General features: G+C 60.5%; 14 protein-coding genes. 7 read left to right on the top strand and 7 right to left on the bottom strand.

Going from position 1 to position 21054, the window contains the following annotated elements; all coding sequences use genetic code 11:
• The first annotated feature begins 505 nt into the window (after positions 1 to 505).
• The 4 genes from KQI84_17960 (at position 506) to KQI84_17945 (ending at position 5159) form a co-directional block, all read left to right on the top strand.
• Positions 506 to 1357 carry a sulfide/dihydroorotate dehydrogenase-like FAD/NAD-binding protein gene (locus KQI84_17960; GenBank protein MCB2156766.1) on the top strand — a complete coding sequence of 284 codons (852 nt, stop codon included), beginning with the start codon at positions 506 to 508 and terminating at the stop codon, positions 1355 to 1357.
• Positions 1354 to 2805 carry an NADPH-dependent glutamate synthase gene (gene gltA / locus KQI84_17955; protein ID MCB2156765.1) on the top strand — a complete coding sequence of 484 codons (1452 nt, stop codon included), beginning with the start codon at positions 1354 to 1356 and terminating at the stop codon, positions 2803 to 2805. The genes KQI84_17960 and gltA overlap by 4 nt, the downstream gene beginning before the upstream one ends.
• A gap of 156 nt (positions 2806 to 2961) precedes the next feature.
• Positions 2962 to 4107 (top strand): PLP-dependent transferase, encoded by a 1146-nt coding sequence (locus KQI84_17950; GenBank protein MCB2156764.1) that lies wholly within the window; start codon positions 2962 to 2964, stop codon positions 4105 to 4107.
• 89 nt (positions 4108 to 4196) lie between these two features.
• Positions 4197 to 5159: a hydroxyacid dehydrogenase gene (locus KQI84_17945; protein ID MCB2156763.1), complete on the top strand. Its 963-nt coding sequence runs from the start codon at positions 4197 to 4199 to the stop codon at positions 5157 to 5159.
• A 12-nt stretch (positions 5160 to 5171) separates the two neighbouring features.
• On the opposite strand, the gene KQI84_17940 is transcribed toward KQI84_17945, so the two are convergent.
• Together KQI84_17940 and KQI84_17935 are read right to left on the bottom strand one after the other, a co-directional pair.
• Positions 5172 to 9617, bottom strand: a complete 4446-nt coding sequence (locus KQI84_17940) for a lamin tail domain-containing protein (protein MCB2156762.1) — start codon at positions 9615 to 9617, stop codon at positions 5172 to 5174.
• 127 nt (positions 9618 to 9744) lie between these two features.
• Positions 9745 to 10989 carry a glycosyltransferase family 4 protein gene (locus KQI84_17935; GenBank protein MCB2156761.1) on the bottom strand — a complete coding sequence of 415 codons (1245 nt, stop codon included), beginning with the start codon at positions 10987 to 10989 and terminating at the stop codon, positions 9745 to 9747.
• A 104-nt stretch (positions 10990 to 11093) separates the two neighbouring features.
• On the opposite strand from KQI84_17935, the gene KQI84_17930 reads away from it, so the two are divergent.
• Positions 11094 to 13637, top strand: a complete 2544-nt coding sequence (locus KQI84_17930) for a heavy metal translocating P-type ATPase (GenBank protein ID MCB2156760.1) — start codon at positions 11094 to 11096, stop codon at positions 13635 to 13637.
• Positions 13638 to 13644: 7 nt separating this feature from the next.
• Here the strand turns inward: KQI84_17930 and KQI84_17925 are convergent, their stop codons facing one another.
• Entirely contained in the window at positions 13645 to 16095 is a 2451-nt protein-coding gene (locus KQI84_17925; GenBank protein ID MCB2156759.1) for a right-handed parallel beta-helix repeat-containing protein, read from the bottom strand.
• A gap of 211 nt (positions 16096 to 16306) precedes the next feature.
• Positions 16307 to 16453 carry a hypothetical protein gene (locus KQI84_17920; GenBank protein MCB2156758.1) on the bottom strand — a complete coding sequence of 49 codons (147 nt, stop codon included), beginning with the start codon at positions 16451 to 16453 and terminating at the stop codon, positions 16307 to 16309.
• 394 nt (positions 16454 to 16847) lie between these two features.
• Between KQI84_17920 and KQI84_17915 the strand changes: the two genes are divergently transcribed.
• Entirely contained in the window at positions 16848 to 17507 is a 660-nt protein-coding gene (locus KQI84_17915) for an LON peptidase substrate-binding domain-containing protein (protein MCB2156757.1), read from the top strand.
• Positions 17508 to 17527: 20 nt separating this feature from the next.
• Here KQI84_17915 and KQI84_17910 read toward each other — a convergent pair whose 3' ends face one another.
• The 3 genes from KQI84_17910 to dtd form a co-directional block, all read right to left on the bottom strand.
• Complete coding sequence (locus KQI84_17910) at positions 17528 to 18442, bottom strand: SpoIIE family protein phosphatase (protein MCB2156756.1); 915 nt, start codon at positions 18440 to 18442, stop codon at positions 17528 to 17530.
• Between the two features lie 111 nt (positions 18443 to 18553).
• Positions 18554 to 19150, bottom strand: coding sequence for a type 1 glutamine amidotransferase (locus tag KQI84_17905; protein MCB2156755.1), 597 nt, complete (start codon positions 19148 to 19150; stop codon positions 18554 to 18556).
• Positions 19151 to 19204: 54 nt separating this feature from the next.
• Positions 19205 to 19666, bottom strand: coding sequence for a D-tyrosyl-tRNA(Tyr) deacylase (gene dtd, locus KQI84_17900; GenBank protein ID MCB2156754.1), 462 nt, complete (start codon positions 19664 to 19666; stop codon positions 19205 to 19207).
• Between the two features lie 187 nt (positions 19667 to 19853).
• Between dtd and KQI84_17895 the strand changes: the two genes are divergently transcribed.
• Positions 19854 to 21053, top strand: a complete 1200-nt coding sequence (locus KQI84_17895) for a DUF58 domain-containing protein (protein ID MCB2156753.1) — start codon at positions 19854 to 19856, stop codon at positions 21051 to 21053.
• Position 21054: the final 1 nt, after the last annotated feature.

The following is a 21054-nucleotide window of genomic DNA, read 5'->3' as shown; positions in this document are numbered from 1 at the left end:
GAGGAGTCCTGCGGAGGCCGTACAACAGTCGCTCAACTGATCGATGGGCGGGCTCAACGAATCCATCGACGCATACCGGGATCGAAATCCTGTTGGCTTCGCCCAACTGATTAGTGGGGATTCGCATGATGTCCCCCGGCAGGGGGGCAAAGCTGAATGGCCCCGGGTGACCGACCAACGGGAGGGAACCCGGGGGTTGGCGCAGATGGGTCGCCCGTCCCCGAAGGGGGCGAAGAGGTACGCACGACCTCCGACACCTCAAAAAAAGGAGTGCAGCGACCGCCACCTCCGAGTACATATCCTCCGCCCCGATTTGCCGGGGTTCCAATAGGGGACCAAAACGGTCTGGTTTTGAAGTTCTCTGAATTTCATTACTACAGGTGTTCTTCTTTCGCGCGCCGCTTGACATGGGCGCAGAGCTCCACTAGGCCTTCCGAAAGAAGACAATACTACTCCGATATGTCTATGTAGACATTCCTCAATATCGGAGAGGAGAAGAAAACGAATGCCCAAGATCCTGGAAAAAAAGACCCTCGCACCGAAGGTCACCAAGTACGTGGTCGAGGTTCCGAAGATCGCCAAGAAGCGTAAGGCCGGCCAGTTTGTGCTGGTTTGCCCGAGCCCCGACGGCGAGCGCATCCCCCTGACCATTGCCGACGCCGATGCCGAGCGCGGCTCCATTACCCTGGTGGTCCAGGAAGTGGGCAAGACGACGGCCGAGATGGCAGCCATGTCCGTGGGCGACGAGTTCAAGGACGTTGTCGGTCCGCTCGGCACACCGACTCACATCGGCAAGGTCGGCACGGTGGTTTGCGTGGGCGGCGGCATCGGAATCGCCCCGCTGCACCCGATTGCGCAGGCCTTCAAGGCAGCCGGCAATGAAGTGATCTGCATCCTGGGCGCGCGGAATGACGAGATGCTGATCATGGAAGAGGAAATGAGCGCGATCGCCAGCGAACTGATCATCTGTACCGATGACGGCTCGAAGGGCCGCAAGGGCTTCGTCAGTCAGGCGCTGCAGGAACTGATCGATGCGGGCCGCGAGATCGCCGAGTGCGTCGCCATCGGCCCGGCGATCATGATGAAGGTTGTGTGCGAAGTCACGCGGCCGTACGAAATCAAGACACTGGTCAGCCTGAACCCGATCATGGTAGACGGAACAGGCATGTGCGGCGGTTGTCGCGTCGAAGTCGGCGGCGAATCCAAGTTCGCCTGCGTCGACGGTCCGGAATTCGACGGCCACCTGGTCAACTTCGACCTGCTGGTTCGCCGCCAGGCCATGTACAAGCAGCAGGAGCGGGAGGCGTTGGATCGTTTTCAGAAATCCCACGTTTGCAATCTGGAGAAGGCTAAATGAGCGACAAGAAACCGGTAGCCCGGAAGGAAATGACGACGAAGGAGAAGATGAACACGCCGCGCATGCCGATGCGCGAACGTGACGCGAAGGAACGCGCCCGCGACTTCGACGAAGTCTCCACCGGCTACAGCGTGGAAGAAGCCGTGGCTGAAGCCACGCGCTGCCTGGCCTGCGGCCGCCCGAAGTGCGTCGTCGGCTGTCCCGTGGAAAATAACATTCCGAAGTTCCTCTCGGAGATCGCCGATGGCGACTTCAGCGCCGCCGCGCGCACGATGAAAGAAACCAATCTGCTTCCCGCTATCTGCGGACGCGTTTGCCCGCAGGAAACGCAGTGCGAAGAGCTCTGCGTCATTGGCAAGAAGGGCGAACCGATCGCAATCGGCCGTCTCGAGCGCTTCATCGGCGACTGGGAACGGAACGAGGGCGAGGTGAAGGTTCCGGAAGTGGCCGAGCCAACCGGCAAGAAGGTCGCCATCGTCGGCTCCGGCCCCGCCGGCCTGACCGCCGCGGCGGACCTGGCCCGTTTTGGGCACAAGGTTATCATTTATGAGGCGCTTCAGAAGCCCGGCGGCGTGATGATTTACGGCATTCCCGAATTCCGCCTGCCGAAGGACATCGTCGAAGCCGAAGTCGAGCTCGTGAAGAAGATGGGCGTCGAGATTCGCTGCAACCAGATCATCGGCATGACCGATACGGTGGATGAGTTGCTTGATGAGCAGGGCTACGATGCGGTGTTCATCGCGACCGGTGCAGGCCTGCCGTGGTTCCTCGGCATTCCGGGCGAGAACGCGCTGGGCGTATATTCCGCCAACGAGTTCCTGACCCGCACAAACCTGATGAAGGCCTATGAATTCCCCACGCACGACACGCCGATCCAGAATCTGAAGACGGTGGCGACGATCGGCGGCGGCAACGTGGCCATGGACTCCGCGCGCACGGCGCTGCGCCTGGGCGCCGAGCGTTCCCTCATCGTCTATCGCCGCGGCATGGAAGAGCTGCCCGCGCGCGTTGAGGAAATCCATCACGCCGAGGAAGAAGGCGTCGAATTCATGCTGCTGACGAACCCGATGGAAATCGAAGCCGGAGACGATGGTTGGGTGACGGGCCTGAAGTGCATGAAGATGGAACTCGGCGAGCCGGACGATTCCGGACGCCGCCGCCCGGTGCCCATTGAAGGCAGCGAGCACGTGGTTCCGCTGCAGACTGTGGTCATTGCGATCGGCAACGCGCCGAACCCGTTGATCCCGCGCACAACGCCGGACATCGACGTTTCGAAGCGCGGCACCGTGCAGTTCCAGGAAGGCACAATGCGCACATCGAAGAAGGGCGTGTTCGCCGGCGGCGATGTCAGCCGCGGCGCGGCCACCGTAATTCTCGCCATGGGCGACGGCCGCACCGCCGCTCGCGCAATCCACGAGTACCTCGAAACCGGCGAGTGGGAAGATTGACCGACAGCGGGAAACATCGAAGCAAGATGAGAGAAGCGGAAGGCGATCAGCCTTCCGCTTCTTTGTTTGCTGGCGCTCGCCGGATCAGCGCTCACAACACTTGACTCTTCGCCTGCGCCCCAATCACATCAGGGATTATTGAGTCTGGAGCCGAACATGACCGACAAGCCTCTCCCCCACGGCAATCGCACACGATGCGTACATTCGGGCATCGCCATGGACAAGACCACCGGCGCGGTGACGCAGCCGATTCACTTGTCCACGATCTTCGAGCATCCACCCGAGGATGCGCCCGATCGGCCGCGATACACGCGCATGGGTAATCCGAATCGCCACGCGCTCGAAGTCGCTGTCGCCGAACTGGAAAATGCCGCGGCGTCCGTCGCGTTTGGCTCCGGAACGGCCGCGATCGCAGCGGTATTCTCGATGCTGCCCGTGGGCAAGCATGTCCTCGTGCCGCAGGACATGTACTTCGGCACACGCTCGACCCTGAAGCAGCTCTTCCACGATCGTCTCGATATCGAAGAGGTCGACATGACGAACGTCGACTTCGTGCGCAGCCGCGTGCGCGCGGAGACGGCAATGCTCTGGGTGGAGACACCGTCGAATCCGTGCCTTCGGATTTCGGACCTCGCGACGCTGGCGGAAGTCGCTCATGAAGCCGGTGCAATCATGACCGCCGACAACACGTTCGCGACGCCATTGCTGCAAAGCCCCTTCGAACTCGGTGCCGATCTGATCATGCACTCCGCGACGAAGTACATTGGCGGCCACAGCGATGTGCTGCTTGGTCTGATCGTTATTCCGCAAGAGGGCGAACTCCTCGATCGCATTCGGCAGATTCAGATCGCGGGCGGTGGAGTTCCATCGCCTCACGATTGCTGGCTCGCGCGGCGCGGGCTGATGACGATGCCGCTGCGGATGGCGCAGCACTGCAAGAATGCAAAGGCGATTGCCGGATGGTTGATCGGCCGTCCCGAGGTTGAGCGTGTCTTCTATCCGGGACTTCCCGATCATCCCGGCCACGAACTGGCAGCGCGCCAGATGCGAGACTTCGGCGGCGTCGTTTCGTTTCTGGTGGCCGCCGGCGAAGCGGTGGCGAAGGACATCGCGCGCCGCACGCACATCATTGCGAACGCAACCAGCCTTGGCGGCGTAGAGTCCCTGATGGAGCATCGCGCGTCGGCCGAGGGGCCCGAATCCACAACGGAACGAAACCTGCTCCGCTTCTCCGTTGGCATCGAGAATGTCGAGGACCTGATCGCGGACTTGGAGCAGGCGTTCAAAGCAGCCCACAAGTAATCCCGGCTTGAACAGCAGGCGCACCGTGATAGGGTCCTCATCCTGTCCGCACTGGCGGATTCGATGAACCGGACACCAGGGGTAAAGCAATGCGCGTTCATGTGATGTTCCACATCGAAGACGACGAGTTTCGCGATCTGCAAGGGCGCATCAGCGATGGGATCCAGCTCTCGATGGGCGATCCACCCGAAGACTACGAGATCGCCATCGGTGGTCGGATCAGAGACGAAGCGCTGGACGTTCCATCGCTGCGTGCCGTGATCATCCCCTGGGCCGGTCCGCCGGAGCGCCTGACGCAACAGTTGCAACTCCGTCCCCATTTAACGGCTCACAATCTTCACCACAATGCGTCCGCGACGGCAGAGATGGCGGTGGCGCTCCTGATGTCCGCTGCCAAGGCGTTGATGTCGCGCGATCGGGACTTCCGCGCCAATGGCTGGCCCGCGCGCATGTGGGCCGATCACTCTGCGATCTGCCTGGAGGGCAAGACTGCGGTGATTCTCGGCTACGGCTCGATCGGGCAACGTGTGGGGAACGTTTGCCGTGCGCTCGGGATGACTGTCCGCGGCGTGCGAAGAAAGTCGTCGGACGAAGTCGATGGCGTTCCGGTCCACGCCGTGGCCGATCTGGACAAAGCGCTCGATGGCGCAAACGTCCTGGTTGTCTGTCTGCCGGAAACGCCGGAGAGCATCGGCTTGATTGGCGAACGCGAACTGGCGCAACTGCAGTCGCCATCCATTGTCGTGAACGTCGGCCGCGGCCCAGTGATCGACGAGGAAGCGTTCTTTAACGCGCTGCGCGACAAACGCATCGATGCGGCGGGACTCGACGTCTGGTGGCAGTACCCAAGCAACCTGATGAGCGGCGAATCATCGAATCGTCCATCGCGATTTGTCTTTCACGAACTCGACAACGTTGTCCTCAGCCCACATCGCGGCGGCTTGACCGGCGAAGATATGGACCGGCGGCTGAACGCGTTGGCGGAACTTCTCAACGCGGCAGCCGCCGGCAAACCCATCCCGAATCGCATCGATGTCAACGCGAGATACTGATGTCGTCCTGACTTAGTACAACAACCACCCATTCGAATCGATCGGCGGAGTGCTGTTCTGCGCCCCCCGCGTCGGGAAGATCGCGTCGACACCGCTGAGCGCATCCCAATCCGACGCGGCATCGGTGTCCGTCGAACTCGCGTCGCGCGCCAGGCTGTGGCCGAACGTGCTGCTGGTGGGCCCGGCAATGGTTCCGGCGAATGCAGTGCCGTACGGCGCGGAACCGAAATCACTCGACGGTTCGTCGTCCGCATCGCGCCACACAACATAGTCGACACCGACTCCAAACAGATCGAGCAAGGCAACCGCGCCGCCGCGCGATTCATCCCACGGAATGTTGAACCCAACAGCCAATTCGCCGGCCGGCGGAACCTGCGGGGTGAACATGCCATCGTCGGACAGGACGAGGTACGCTCCGTCAGCGATCGTCGTGCCTGGTGGAATGAAGTAGTACGTCGTCACGCCTGCCTGGTCGGTGACGCGTAGGGACCAACCGCTAATGTCCACCGCGGCGCCGGTGCCGTTGTAGAGCTCGACCCAGTCGGAGTCGCCGACGAAGACTTCGTTGATCACGATATCCGCGGCGGCAGGAATCTGCGCAAGAGCATCGAGCACTTGTGCGTTGGGGGTTGCCTCGAACGAATCGCCTGCGTTTTCCGGCAACGTGTTTGGGCTCGAGTAGCCGGAATCGCTCAGCGTCACCGCCGCGAAACGCATCGCGTGGATGTCCGGGTTGCCGAGATCCGACAACGGGAATCGCACTTCCACGGCGTCCGATCCGGCATGGCTGGTGCCGACTGCGGCGGCGGGTGCACCTGCTGCATCGTCGTACGAAACCTGCACGGTCGACTGGTATTTCAGGTTGTCGAATGCGCCCTCCACACCGTCGGTGCCAAGACCGTATCCAACGCCGATGTCAGGCTGTGTGATGGCAACCATGGTATCGAAGCCACCGCCGCCGGTCACAAGATCGGTCGCAAGCGAGAAGGCCGCGCTGCTGACCGTCGTGCGAAGGCCATCCTGTGTGTCCGTCAGATCGTTGACGAGATTTGTCGCGCCGTTTCCGGAACCGAACGCCGTATCGACCAGCAACAGCGAGGCGTTGTCGTTGTTTTCCGTTCCGGTCTCGCCGAACATGTCGCCACGCAGCGCCATAAACAGCGATTGATCGCGTACAAGCGCCCGCAGTTCTGTCAGCGTCCCATCAGCACCGAAGTCCAGTGGTGACGCATCGCCATTCGGTCCGTCGGCCATCGACACGGCGATCGCCGGCGCGTGAGTCAGGACATCGTCCGCATCGCCATCGATCTTCACGACAGGCAATTGCGGGAAGGCGGGAAGGCCTTCGATCGTCAGATCGGATTCCGCCGTGCCGACAATGCCGGTGCCATTTGGCCCAGTCGAAGCCTCGACACGAATGTTGTAGAGGCCTTCGGAAACAGGGACGGAGTCGCCCGGGATTGTGTCGCCGCTAGTGAAACTCGAGGCCGCGCGACTGACACTGAAGGTCTTTGGCGTGTTGCTCGAAACAGTTCCCAGCAAGAACGAGTTTGAACCACTCGCCGGCTCGAAGAAGACTTTTGCGCCGCTCGCCGCATTGTCGTCGAATTGCGCTTCGACAGTTATAGTGGCCGGCGCCGAGGCCGTTGACCCAGGCGTCGGTGAGATGATCGTTACCGCGGGTCCTGATGTTGACTCCGAGACATTGATTGTTCCGATCGCGACGTTCGGTTGCGAGCCGCCAGCCGTCAGTTGCGCCGTGGCCCGGAACGTATGCGATCCGGTCGAATAGCCCCGCCAGACAAAGCGATACTCGTCGAACTCGTCGCCGAGATTCTGATCGTTCTGAACAAGCCGCCCGACGGGAGGAAGGAGGCTTGGGTTGTAGGGAACTGCCATCATCACATCGCCATCGTCCACCTGCAGTGAAACCGTGAAGTCGCTGGGGAAGCTGATCGGCTGACCGTTTGCTTGCGGCTTCACGCGAACGACGATGTCGTTTTCGTAGGCAGGAACAGAGATGCTGCCCGGCATGCCCTGGAAGTTTACGCTTCCGGAACTCGTGTCGACATCGACGCCAAGGGCCATCTCGGGTTCCGCGATTTCTACATCGATGTTCGTGTAGCGCTGCACCGAATAGTTACCTGTTTCCTCGATCGCCACGACGGCCAGTTCGAGCGAACCGTTCACGAGGCCACTCAGCAGATAGCGGTACTCGAGCCGATCGTGATGCCAGGCCTGCGTCGAACTGTTGGCGATCGCCTGATTGTAAAGGTCTTCGTCCGTCGCTCCTGCGCCTGGGTTCTTGATCACGCGCACGTCGGTAACCGTGTGGTCGGTGGAGATCACCGCTTCATAGTCGGCACTTGTGATGTCGGCCGTACCGGTTTGCCCCGGATAGGTGAGGGATTGCTCGGGCGGTAACCGATCGAGGCACACGACCATCCGCTGGTTATTGAACAACGTTGGAAGTCCTTCGGACCGCTGCAGGAACGCCGCCGTCTCAAGATATGTGTAGCCTTCCTGCAGGCCCGTCGCATCGATGCTCGCCGTATAGGTGTGCGTTCCGGCATCCTCCGTGTGGTTCTGGAAACTCTCGAACCCGGCGAACTCGCCATTGGGATTCCGGCTGTTGTCTCCATCGACGTCGACCTCGCCGAAGTTGACCTTGATCAGCGCATTGTCGCTCGGGGTCTGCGCTGTCGTGACAACGGTCAGTTCCACGTCGATCGTATCGTCCGTGACGACATGCAACGGCGTCAGACGTTTCGTACACTCCGGTTCCTTGCTCGCGGAATCCGGCGGAATCACGCTGGCTTCATTTGTCACAACCAGCGTCGAAGCCGGCGTCGCAGGACCGTAGACCACGTAGCCACGACCGTGCTGAGTGCCATTCGATGAGTTGCGCGGAACACGAATGGTCACCGTTCCGTCGCCATTTACCGTCACGGTGTCAAAAAGATCGTCACCCGGATCAACGGTGGCATCGGTCGCATTGCCAGTCAACTCAGTCAGGACCGTGCCTGCGCCGAACGCCGTCTGGACAGTGCGCTCATCGTAGCCATCGTCGCCGCGATCGGAGAGACCGACCAGCATTGAATTCCAGCGCTCGTAGATATAGATGTCCTCGTCGATCCAGCGCGTGTTGTGGCCGGAGCGCGAATACACATCGTTGATTCGCACAAGCGTCGGCAGAAGAGTCACGCCGTAGTTGCCGATCGCATCGCCGCGACCGTCTTTCGGGAAGTCGCGATTGGTGCCGAACTCATGGGCATTGTAGTAGACCGCGGGATAACCCGTTCGCGTCAGAATGTGCGCGTGCGGGATATTGTCAAAGCCATTGAACTTGCCGGGGCCGAACTCATCGTGACTGGCGGCAAACAGAACGCCGAACGTTCCATCGTTCGCATTGCCGTCCACGCCGTCGAAGCTGGCGTACTCCAGATTGCGCATGTCGCCGAAGCCGCCTGCATCGAAAACACCCTTCATCGCAAAGAACAAAGGGAAGTCCAGCGTGTCGCGATTGCCATAGCCGTCCTTGCGGCAATACGCCGCGAGCAAACCGAAGTCGCCGGTGAAGTTCTCCCCAAAGCTGAACGGCGTACGCGCCAACCCATCGATTGGATTGCGCCCGACGTTGTAAACGGCGGGGTCGAAGTAGCCATTCCAGAACCACGTCGGAACGTGTTTCACGGCGTCGAGTCGATAGCCATCCACGCCGTGAACTTCCGAAATCCACTGGCAGTAGCGCTGCAGCAGTCCCGTCGCGTTTTCCTCCACGGGATCGCCCGCCAATGGACTCGCCAAATTGAACGGATGCCGGCCGTATTCCTCCGGCAGATCGAGATCGGGATACAACGCGCGATTCGATTCACGCGGCGTTTCATTCGGAATCAGATTCGAGAAACCCGGAACCGGGTTGCGAATAAAGCGATGGTTCTTTTCCTGCGCGATATCGATCAACCCGGCGAGTCGACCTTCGATATCACCACCGGCGTAGGAACTGTGGAAGTCGCCATCGATGTCTTCCGGCAACGTCGTTACAAAGCCGGGATAGCCGCCATATGCTTCGAAGTCCGTTGTCGAGGCATCGCGGAATCCGTTGTGATTCAGCACGGTGTCGATGAACAGACTCATACCAGCGCGATCGAGCTCCTCCGACATACGGTGGAAGCCCTGCTCCGTGCCGTAGAGCGTTCGATCGCCGGGCGTGCCGAGGTTGAATCGGTCGAAGACATCATAGCCGACGGAATAACCGCCGCTGTCGGCCTTGCCCGGAGGCGGAACCCACACCGCATCGTAACCGGCCATGAAGATATCCGGCGCGCGGCGCTCGATGGTTTCCCACTTGCCTTCGAAGTACTGCAGAATCACTTCGCCGGCCGGCGCGCTGGTCGCCGTCAACATCGCGGCCAGCCCGCAGGCCAGCAAAGTCCCCGTACTGAATCGTCTCTTCATATCGCGCGAATCTCCTGAATCGAATGGCACGCGCCCCCCGACGGCGCGACGCATTGACATTAACGTTATAACGGCTCGCGCGCCCGCGCAACGAAACCCGACAGAATTTCGGTCATTTGTTCTGGAATCAGTCCAGCTTGAACTCGCGCGTATCGAAGGCCTGCTCTTGTTCTTCGTCATCTTCGGGAAAGAGAGACGATTCGGTCCAGCCGACGATCTGGCGCCACAACTCCACGTAGCCCTCAGCGGTGGTGCCCAACTCCCTCTCTTCATTGATGAAAGCGCGTCCCTGTGCCCCCAATTGCGCCCGGAGCATCGGATCGTCCAGCAGCAGGATGACCTTCTCGGCGATCTGATCCGGGCTGGCCGGATCGACAAGGAAGCCCGTTTCCCCATCGACGATATTCTCCGGAATACCGCCGACGCGACTGCCGATCACGGGCGTGCCGCAGGCCTGCGCTTCGGCGACAACGAGACCGAACGCCTCAATCAAACTGGGATGTACCAATATATCCAACAATGACATAATCTGCGGCAGCATCGTCGACAGCGGACCAATGATCGTCACGCGGTCGTCTAGATTGAGCCGACTGACTTCGCTCTCGATTTCGTCCCTTGCCGGTCCCGCACCGATCAAAAGCAGGTGCGTTTCCGGATGCTTCTCCAGAATCGCCGGCATCGCACGCAGCAGATAGTCGTGCCCTTTCAACGCGCGCATCGTACCGACGGCACCGATCAGAGGGACCTCCAGCGGCAAGTTCAACATGCGCCTCAGTTGCTGCTTCCTGTGCGAGGCAATCGGGTACGTCTGCACGCAATCCACGCCATTGCGAACCAGGTGAACGCGCTCCTTTGGATAGTCCGCGGCCAGCATCTGCTCGCGCACGAATTCGGAAATCGCGATCCACGCCGAGCAGTGCTTCCGGGTCGAGCGCTCCATCACGCGGTACGCGAGACCCTTGACGATTCCCTTCTCGTCCAGCGCGTGCAGCCCGTGGCATGTTGACACGAGTGGGATCCTGCCAAGTTCCTTGTGCACGAGCCGCAACGAAAGGTCCGGCCACAAGAGATGGCTGTGGATGACGTCCGGGGAATCCAGGCGCTTGGATAGGCCGCGGGCCCACTCCTTCAAATGCAGTAGCCCGGCCGTACCGCGCGATTCGACCAATTCCGTCGAGATGCCCAACTCGCGGAATCGATCCTCCAGCGGCCCGCCGCGGCTGAGCGCCACTGTGCCAATCTGCAACCCTTCCATCGGGCGCCAGCGCTGGCACAGCCGGAACAGCAGGTGTCCTGGACCGTCCTCTTCGTAGGAATTGAGTGCGTGGAGAATGCGCACGGATTGCTCCCATTGCGGAACTTGCGGAATCATGACAGGATCGCCTCGCGGCGGCAAGCCGCAAGACGACGGCGCGGAATTTGCACCGATACATTACCGGCGCACCTTTACCACTCCCGCGCCCCGAGGATTCCCCCATGCCGGAGCTCACAGAACGCCGCTATCGCATCGACGGAATGACGTGCGAGCACTGCGTGCGCGCCGTGAAGCAGGCCTTGGAGGCCATGGACGGCGTGGAGTCCGCCGAGGTTACGCTCGAACCGCCCCGCGCGATCGTAAATGCCGAGGGTGCCAGCCCCGAAATCGAAGCAATCAACGCGGTGCTGGCCGAGGAGGATTACTCGGCCAGGCCGTGGGATGAGGAAGAGGCCCCGGCCGAATGCCCGGTCCCCCCAACCGAGCGGGAGGTGCCGGAATTGCCCGAAGGCGCCGCGACACTGACGCTGGACATCGGCGGGATGCACTGCGCCTCGTGCGTGGCCCGCGTGGAGAAGGCCTTGGCCGGCCAGGACGGTGTGACTGCCGCGCGAGTCAACTTCGCCACGGAGCAGGCAACGGTGTCCCTGGCCGAAGGAGCCGATCCGGACGACATCAAGCCCCATCTGCGCCAGTGCGTGAGCGACGCGGGTTACTCCGTCGAATCGATCGCGGATGAGTCGCACAGCACCCATGCCGAATCGATGCAACTTCGATCAGAGCGTGCCCAACGCCGGCACCGCGATGCCATGCAATGGCGACGGCGGATGCTGATCGGAATCGCCGTCTCCATCCCGCTGGCAGTTCTGCAGATGGGGCCTCATTGGTTTGGAAGCGGTTTCGATTTCCTCGGGCGAATGGTGATCATTCTCGCACTGGCGACGGCCGCGATGGTGTTCGTCGGCTGGCCGTTTATCGTCAGCGCACTCAAATCGCTGCGCCATGGCAGCACCAACATGGACACACTGATCGCGATGGGTTCCAGCGCGGCCTACCTGTATTCGGTTGCCGTCCTGATTGCGCTCTGGCTGGGAACGAAGATCGGCGGCGGGGCAGTGTACTTCGATGGCGCCGCGATGATTCTCACGTTTATCAGCATCGGCAAGTGGCTCGAAGCGCGCTCGAAAGGCAAGGCTGGCGATGCGATCGAGAAGTTGCTCGAACTCGGCGCGAAGACGGCGCGCGTGGAACGCAATGGCGAGTACGTGGAAGTTGCCATCGAAGACGTCCAGCAGGGCGATGTGCTGCTCGTGCGTCCAGGCGAGAAGATCCCGACCGACGGCAAGGTTGTTTCCGGTTCCTCGTCCGTCGACGAATCGATGATCAGCGGCGAACCGATGCCCGTCGACAAGTCCGATGGCGACGAGGTGATCGGCGCGACCATCAACGGAAGCGGACAACTCAAATTACGCGCCACACGCGTTGGAAGCGACACAATGCTGGCGCAGGTCGTGAAACTGGTCGAAGAAGCGCAAGCCAGCAAAGCCAATATCCAGCGCATTGCCGACAAAGTCTCAAGCGTCTTCGTTCCAACCGTAATCGCGATTGCAACGCTGGCATTTCTCGGCTGGGGCGTTTTGGGTTCGTCCTGGACGGCCGCACTGATTTACGCCGTGGCCGTGCTAATCGTTGCCTGTCCGTGTGCATTGGGGCTCGCGACACCGACGGCGATTATGGTCGGCACGGGTCTCGGTGCACAGCACGGAATCCTCATTCGCGACGCACAATCTCTCGAACGTGCAAAACGTCTCGGTGTTGTCGTGCTCGACAAGACAGGCACAATCACGCAAGGCAAACCAAAGCTGACCGACATCGAAGTCTACGGCGATGATCGCCAGTCACTGCTGAAAATCGCTGCCAGCATCGAGCAGTCGAGCGAACATCCACTGGGGCAGGCAATCGTCAATGCCGCGTCCGATGAAGAGGTTGAGCTGGAAGAAGCGCAGAACTTCCAGTCCGAAACCGGCGCGGGAGTCATCGCCGATGTCGCCGGCCGGCGCTACGCAATCGGAACAACACGCCTGTTGGAGAAATATGAAATCGCTCTTTCGGATGAACAAACCCAGCGCAAGGCGGAACTTGAAGGCGAAGGCAAGACAACAGTGTGCCTGACTGACCTGGAAGAACGCTCGCTCCTTGCCTTCCTTGCAATCGGCGATCGAATCAAGGCATCCAGCCATCGAGCGGTGGAGCGCCTTTCCGCCTCCGGCATGCAGGTTTGGATGATCACCGGCGATAATGAACGAACGGCAAAAGCCGTCGCGCGCGAGGCGGGGATTTCTGAAGAGCACGTCCTCGCGCAAGTATTGCCGGGCGACAAGGCAGATAAGATTCGCCAGTTGCAGAAAGAGACCGATGGTCTCGTTGCGATGGTTGGCGATGGAATCAACGATGCCCCGGCGCTGGCGCAAAGCGACATCGGCATCGCGCTGGGCAGCGGAACTGACGTCGCGATCGAGTCCGCTTCCATTACGCTGATCGGCGACGATCTGCTCGGCGTGGACCGCGCGATTCGCCTGTCTCGTGCGACGATGCGCAAGATTGTGCAGAATCTCTTCTGGGCATTCATCTATAATATCATTCTGATTCCGGTCGCCGTGTCCGGCGTGCTGCAGCCGATGTTCGCCGCCGCCGCCATGGCCCTCTCAAGCGTCAGCGTCGTCAGCAATTCGCTGCTCCTGAAACGCTTCCGACTCGACGACTGAGCGAGACTTACGGACCGGTCATCATGAATCCCGTTGCCCCCACTGTGAGGGGAATGTCGGCCAGATAGTACGTGCCGCATTTCATATCGGATGCGCGAATAGAAAACTCCACATGATCCGTCGTCCCGCCCTTCGGCGTTGTCAGAGCAACGGGAATCAACTCACCCGCATCCCGATCGTAGAGCGCCAGAACCAGCCCATCGCGATCGGCGCTTGTCTGCACATCGATCGTCACGAGATCCGTTCGCTTTCGCCAGTTCTCTGACGTCCAAAGAGAGATCGCGCGTGCATCCGAAACTCCGGTCGGCGGGGTGTCTGCCAAGTCCGAAATCCGGCGCATCATTCCCATCACCGTTCGCGACTCGGTCGCGGCGGGACTCGAGACATTCGCCCACGTGCTGCCAGAGTTCGTTACAGTGACTGGTGCGCGACCGGAGAAAGTGTCGCCGCTATAATACAGTTCCACCGGCGACGATGAACGAGTCGGATTCACGTTCGCATTGTGGTAAACGGTCTTTGCGCGACCGGATGTTGCTCCATTCGGCCCCCAGTAGTTACTCGTTGCATCGGCGGGTCCGCCGGTTCCCTGGTACACACCCAGATTTGCGGTAGACATCAGCGAGGAGTCATGAATCACGCCCGCCGCGGGACCGGCAAAGACAACGAGGAAGTCCGTCGCATTGACAAGACCGCACCGATACGCAGAGGCCGTCCCAGCGTTCATTACGATGCCTTGAACATCCTGGTAAGGAATCAAGCAATCGCTGATCGTAATTGAATCACCCACCTGGGACGCCGAAATGCCAAACCGATTCTCCGCCACCAGGTTTCGCTGAATGTTTATCCCACCGGAGGTTGCATTCAGAAGAACAATCCCCGACTGCCCATCGCCGGTATGCCCGACGATCAAATTGTCTTCGATCGCAGTGTATGCAATATTGTGAATTGTAATTCCGCTCAGACGATTGTCTACAATGCTATTTCTCCGGACGATGGAAGTGGTATTATTGCCAAGGCTGATTCCCACATCGTAAGAGCCGACAATGTCATTATCCGTCACCGTCCAGTTGCCTTCGCCAGCCAATGCAATCCCGGAGCCGGCCTGAACAGGGCGACCGATGGATTCATCCGGCTCGCCCGCGCCAGCCCTTGTAATTCGGTTATTCACGACTCGTCCATTGCTCGGCCGATTCAGGACGGCCAGCCCGGTATAGAAGCCGTCCATTCCATTGTCGATAAACTCGCAATTCTCGACATCGGCATTGGAATTGTCTTCACAGATAATGCCGGAGAAATACGGACGAATGAATTGAACATTTCGAGCGACTAAAGTCGAATCGCTGACGAACTTCAGGTTATTCACCCCACCCGTCAGAACCGAGTTTGTGATCGTCATCGTCGAGCCATTCTGGAAGCGGATGCTGTCTCCAGGCGTGTGAACGGGCTCCACATTGGCGGAGAAATTCGCCACAGTTGCGTGCACACCGTTGTCGAGAAACATCGTTCCCTGACACTGATTCCAGGCACCGCCGGTAATATCGACATAGCCTCCATTCGGAACGTTGAAAGCAACAAGGCTGGCGCCGGTGATGTCGACATTCTCAATCACCGCGTGTTTTCCGGGTGATCCCAAACCACTGATGGCCGAGATGCCCTGTACGCCGTTCGAGAATTGGCAATTCCGAATTGTCAGATCGCCATTTGCGATCTGAACCGCAGTCGCAGCATTCGAGATCGTGGTTTGTTCCAACGTCAGGGTCGGGTTTGTGCTGTCGAAAACGTAAAGATGAAACCCGTAGTCCGGCGTCCCCTGAATGGTGCATCCCGAGGCCGTTATCGTGTTGCCGCCCATTGCAACACCGACGTCGCTCACCTGGAAATCCGTCGATGTCAGCGTCAGGCTCCCGCCATTTCCGATAATGCCGCTGCCAACGTTCGTAAAATTGCACTGATCCACGGTCATGGCGATTCCGCCAAACGCAGCCATGTTCCAGCCCACATACATACCGGCATGATCCATCCCGTCGAACGTGCAATTCGTCAGATCCAGCGCCCCGCCCCCGGCGGCGCTGACGCCCTGGCCGCCGGTCTTAATCTGTTCGAAGGTTACGTTGGTCAGAGTGCCAACAGCCCCCCCGCCAAAAAGGACCCCCACTTCGCCATTGATGAACGTCAGATCGTTGATCGTCAGCGTAACCCCCTCGCCGGCCATCAGCCAAAGCGACTCTCCCGGATCCGCCCCGATCTCCAAATCGACGGTGGCCCCATTGCCATTAATCACGAGGTCCGATCCCAGATAGGCGGGACCGACATACAGGTTCCCCGCATCCAGGTTCAGCACCCCACCGGCGGCGCCGTTGATGGCCGCCTGGAAATCAACATTCGCCGCGCGAGCCGTCGGCGCGAGAATCAGGGCTCCCAGGAAAAGAGGAAGACAGTTGATCAGCTTTTGTTTCAAGGCAGGCTCCTGAAGGACCCGTCACCGCGATGGAGCGGGCAGGAATATGATGTTACTGATGGGCCGATTGTGGGCTGCGCCCGCACATTGTCGAGGGAAAGCTGCAAGGTCTAACAGCCGGAGGAGCAGTAAAAACAGATTCCCCCGGCCGCCATGGCCGGGGGAATCGAACCCACTCGATTAGAGATTCCAAACTGTCCTTGCGCGCGCTTCAGGTCAGGGTAGACCAGTCAAACTGGGTGAGAAAGTAGATAAAGCCGCATCCAGCCAGCAGTAGCACCCCCCATTTCACACCCGACATCACTTGTAAGCGATTTTCCAGCCACCAATCGGCACATCGATCGATTTTCTCAGACATTTTTGATATTCCCCCTTTTGCTTGCTTCCGTTCGTTCTCGAACCCCTGTCCTCATTCACTTGCCAATATTAGAGTTATCAACGCTCGTACCAGCTCACGGGAATTTCACCCAAAATTCAAAAACAGCCCTAAGCCCAATGAGATCAGTTGTCATACGAGGCCGAGTTGGCTCTGGGACGCGAGTCCCCGATGCAAGGCGACAATGCGAGTCGCAAATCAAGGATGCACATATGCAACATTCCCTGACGTGAGCTTCGGTGAGTTTTTCTCCCCTTGGCGGCTTGACGAAGAAGGCCCCTATGGGCCTATGCTTCTGATGTGCGGCCATCGCCCCGGCTGCGACCAACACCCGGGAAGGGCAAACGATCGACAACACAGAGAGGCGGTTGCGGCTGTGAATCACCAGATAGTTCCACTATTCCCGCTCCCAGGGCTCGTCCTGTTCCCGCGCACGACGATCCCGCTGCACTTCTTCGAGCCCCGCTACGTGAAGATGATCCAGGATGCCATCGCCGGCGAGCGCCGCGTAGCCACCGCTCAACTGCGCCGAGGCTGGGAGCAGAACTACTTCGGCCGGCCGCCCGTATTCCGCACCGTCACGATCGCCCGTATCTTGTTCGAAGAAGAACCCGACGATGGCGGCTTCGACGTCTTGCTCGAGGGCATCGAGCGCGCCGCGGTCGTCCAGGAGCTGAAAGGCCGCCCCTATCGCCGCGCCAAGGTGGTCTCGCTGGTTGACTTGATGCCGGAGGCCGACCGGACCGGCATCGACGAGGCCACCGCGCATCTCGTTCGCAACGCCGAACGGCTCGCTGCCCTGCGCCCCAACTTGCGGCACTCGCTGACGAATCTGGAGAATACCCACCTTCACCCCGGCATCATCGCCGACCAAGTGGCCTCGGTCCTGATCAAGGATGCCTACGATCGGCAAAGCATCCTGGAGGAACGCCGGGTCCTCCGCCGGCTGCAGCTCGTCAACGTCCAACTGCGCGCCACTATCGAGCAGGAACGAAACGCCTCCTCCCGCCAGCACGAGACCCAGCGGGAAGAGTAAGGCCGTTTCCCCAACTTCTCTCAGTGTAAACGATCGAAAACCAACAAACTGATGTCGTCGCGAATGCGCGAGTTGGCGGCGTGACGCTCGAATTCCGTGAAGAGCATGAGCGGAACCTGCGAGGCCGGCTGGCCCTCGGAATTGGCCAGCAGTTCCAGGAACGCGTCGCCCTCAAGGAACTTACCGCTGACAGATGGCGATTCGTTCCAGCCGTCCGTGTACAGGAATACGCGGTCGCCGATTTCCAGGCTCACGCTGCCCTCCTCCGCCGGCAGAGGCTCCACCCCGGTCAAACCAAGTGGCGTGGTGGAGGAAACTCGGAGGTACGTGGGGTCCCGATCCTCATTGTTCCAGATGACGGCCGGGGGATGGGCGGCGCTGGCGTACTGGAGTTCCTCGGAGGCCGGATCCCAGACGCCGAGCCACATGGTCACGAACTGCTCAATCTCAAGCTGGCCCTGCATCCAGCGGGACAGCATCATGAGGATTTCCGCTGGACCGGTGTCGCCAAATGCGTCGGCGAGGGCGGCACGCAGCAGCGCCCGCGCTGTCGCCATCGCCACCGCGGCCGAGGCACCATGGCCGGAAACGTCCGCCATTGCCACGGCGATGCGACCATCGGGCAGATTGATCACATCATAGAAATCGCCGCCGACGTCGGCGCAAGGCCGACAGTGGGCGGCGAACTCCAACCCGCCCATCATCGGAAACCGCATGGGCAGGAACCGCGAATGGACGCGGGAAATCTCGTGCATCTGCCGACGACTGGCATCGAGCAGGTGCTTCATGTCCTGGTGGCTGTTACCGTTGTTCAGTTGGGCGGCGGCCTGTTCGGCCTGCTGGCGCAACTTGGCATTATCTGCCTTCAGCGCTTCAATACGCGAATGAAGCAGCTCTAACTCCTGGGCAAAGCGATTAGGTTTCTCTGGCGACAAGAACTGACCCAATCCGAATTAAGATGCGAAAGGGGAGCAGCCCCGCGGGCACATTGGCAAGAGGCAATGTGCCCGCTGACAGAGAACGACGGGGGCCGTCGCCCGGTCGCTCTACGAGACGCCCAGCTTCTTCAGAATCTCGCGCATGAAGGCCGGAAGATCGTCCGGGACGCGCGAGGTCACAAGGTTCTCATACACGACGACTTCGCGATTTACGAACTTCCCGCCAGCATTCACACAGTCGGTCTTGATCGCGCCGACGCTGGTAAAGGTCTTGCCGCGCATGACATCGGCTTCACAAAAAACCCAGCCACCGTGACAGATTGCCGCCATCAGCTTGCCGGCCTTGTTCATGTCGCTGACGAACTTCACCATTTTGGCGTTGCGGCGTACCTTGTCCGGAGCATACCCGCCGGGCACGATCACGCCGTCGTAGTTTGCGGCCTTTAGCGACGTCGGCGCTGTGTCCGCCTTCAGCGGATAGCCGTGCTTGCTGGTGTAGACCGTGTTCTTCTTCGGCCCCACCACATCGACGCGCACACCCGCTTCGCGCAGGCGATAGATCGGATACAGCGCTTCCATATCCTCGAAAATATTCTCGATCAGAACGGCAACGCGCGGCGTACGCGGCTTGCGCGCTGTACGTTTGCGTGCGGCACTCTTGCGAGTAGACTTCTTTGCAGCCTTCTTTGCTGACTTCTTAGCCATGATTCACTCACTCTCCTTGGTTGGATTGAAACTCCGTCCCCAATTTGTTCGGAATCAGGATATATTCAGGTAGCGGGAATCGAGCCAGATAGTCACCGGGCCCTCGTTCACAAGCGCCACATCCATCATGGCGCCGAACTCGCCCGTTTCGATCGGACCGTCGGAGTAGCGCGCCCGAACGGCGTCGACGAACTTGTCGTAGAGCGCCTCGGCCGCCCCGGGCGCCAGCGCATCGGTGAAGGACGGGCGGCGTCCCTTTCGAATGTCCGCATAGAGCGTAAACTGCGAAATCAGCAGAATGCCGCCCTTCACGTCCGACAGCGAGAGGTTCGTGTTGCCGTTCTCATCGGCGAAGATCCGCAGCCCCACCATCTTGTCGATGACTTTCGGCAACATCCCTTCGTGATCCTCGGCACCGAGGCCGACCAGCACGACGACGCCCTGCCCGATCCGTCCCTTCACCTCGCCCCCAATCGTAACACTCGCCTCCGAAACCCGCTGAATAACCAACCTCATGGGATAATGCCTCCGACAGAATGGGGCCATCACGAGGGCGAGAGCGCGGGAACGTCAAGGGTTTGGGCTCTCGGCGCCACACCCGCATTGACGGTTCCCCGCCTCTTGACGGACATTGGCCCGAGGGTTGCACAGGGGTGGGACCCGCCGGCGACGGGCCGGCGCTATCTTTCGACGGAGCCCACGAGTGGCCAAGATCGCGAAGCTTTCCCGGCATCCGATGCGGGCGTTGGGGCGCGCCATGCGCCAGCGCTTCCAGACGCTGTTGCATACCCGCCACTCGTACCGCTTCCCCGCCGAGGGCCTCGTCTTCATCATCGTGACGCTGATGATCGGCCTGGCGGCAATGAACACCGCCGCCCAATTGCTCTTCCTCGTCTTCGCGATGATGTGCTCGTTCTGGATGCTGTCGGCGGTGATGGCCACGGCCAGCCGCTCCAAGATCGGCGTCACACGAATGGCGCCGCGGATCGTGGCGGCCCGCCGGAACGTCCGCATTCAAATCCGCCTGGCTAATCGCAAACGCTTCCTCACGAGTTTCTCGCTTCGCGTGACGGATCGCCTGGAAGGCAACGTGCCCATCGGCGCCGCCTTCTTTGCGCGTATTCCAGCCCGCTCGCGCCAAATCGAGGATTACGAATGCGTCTTCCCGCGCCGCGGATTGTTCAAGTTCATCAACGTCACAGTCGCGACGCGCTTTCCATTCGGCCTGATTGAGCGCGTTGTCACCTACGACGAGCCCCACGAAGTCCTGGTCTTGCCTGCGGAGATTCGAATGGAGGGCTTCATGCGCGCCGCCCGCGTCGACTTGGGTGATTACGAGAGTCACCAGAAAGGCCGCGGCACGGGGTTGTACGGCATTCGCGAAATCGCTCCGGGCGATTCGGCGCGAGACATTCACTGGAAAGTCACCGCCCGCCAGGGCCGCGTGATGGTGCGCGAGTACGAAAGCGAAGAGAAGCGCAAGGCGAGCGTGCTGTTCGACAATCGCCTGCCGCGGAACGCGCGCCCGGAGGATCTTGAGGAGCTGGAACGCGCGATCATTGTGACGAGTTCGCTGCTCGGCTACTTGATCGAGCGCGGCCACCAGGTGGAATTACTGACGGCGACGGGCAAGGTGGCGTTCGGTCAGGGCCCGCAACACCTGCTGCGCTGCCGACGCGCACTCGCCCTGCTGCAGCCCGAGCCGCTCGATGCAGCCCCGCCCCACGCGCACGTGCCCGAAGCCGACAGCGTTCAGTTCGCCGTCCTCTATCGCGTAGGCCAGGAGGCCGCGGGCGACGCGATCGAGCTGCGGACGCAGGATTTCGAAGAAGAACTCCAGGCGCTCGAAGACGCAAAGATCGGGCAGCCTGCAGGAAAGGACCTGTCCATCGAGAGCGTATAAC

The organism is bacterium (assembly GCA_020444065.1).
Lineage (GTDB): Bacteria > Sumerlaeota > Sumerlaeia > SLMS01 > JAHLLQ01 > JAHLLQ01.
This window is presented reverse-complemented; position numbering and strand designations above follow the sequence as displayed.

Bases quoted from the DNA above. Each gene is read 5' to 3' on its own strand.
- KQI84_17950 (MCB2156764.1), top strand. From the start codon at position 2,962: ATGACCGACAAGCCTCTCCCCCACGGCAATCGCACACGATGCGTACAT.
- dtd (MCB2156754.1), bottom strand. From the start codon at position 19,666: ATGAGGTTGGTTATTCAGCGGGTTTCGGAGGCGAGTGTTACGATTGGG.
- KQI84_17935 (MCB2156761.1), bottom strand. From the start codon at position 10,989: ATGATTCCGCAAGTTCCGCAATGGGAGCAATCCGTGCGCATTCTCCAC.
- KQI84_17905 (MCB2156755.1), bottom strand. From the start codon at position 19,150: ATGGCTAAGAAGTCAGCAAAGAAGGCTGCAAAGAAGTCTACTCGCAAG.
- gltA (MCB2156765.1), top strand. From the start codon at position 1,354: ATGAGCGACAAGAAACCGGTAGCCCGGAAGGAAATGACGACGAAGGAG.
- KQI84_17960 (MCB2156766.1), top strand. From the start codon at position 506: ATGCCCAAGATCCTGGAAAAAAAGACCCTCGCACCGAAGGTCACCAAG.
- KQI84_17930 (MCB2156760.1), top strand. From the start codon at position 11,094: ATGCCGGAGCTCACAGAACGCCGCTATCGCATCGACGGAATGACGTGC.
- KQI84_17945 (MCB2156763.1), top strand. From the start codon at position 4,197: ATGCGCGTTCATGTGATGTTCCACATCGAAGACGACGAGTTTCGCGAT.
- KQI84_17920 (MCB2156758.1), bottom strand. From the start codon at position 16,453: ATGTCTGAGAAAATCGATCGATGTGCCGATTGGTGGCTGGAAAATCGC.
- KQI84_17940 (MCB2156762.1), bottom strand. From the start codon at position 9,617: ATGAAGAGACGATTCAGTACGGGGACTTTGCTGGCCTGCGGGCTGGCC.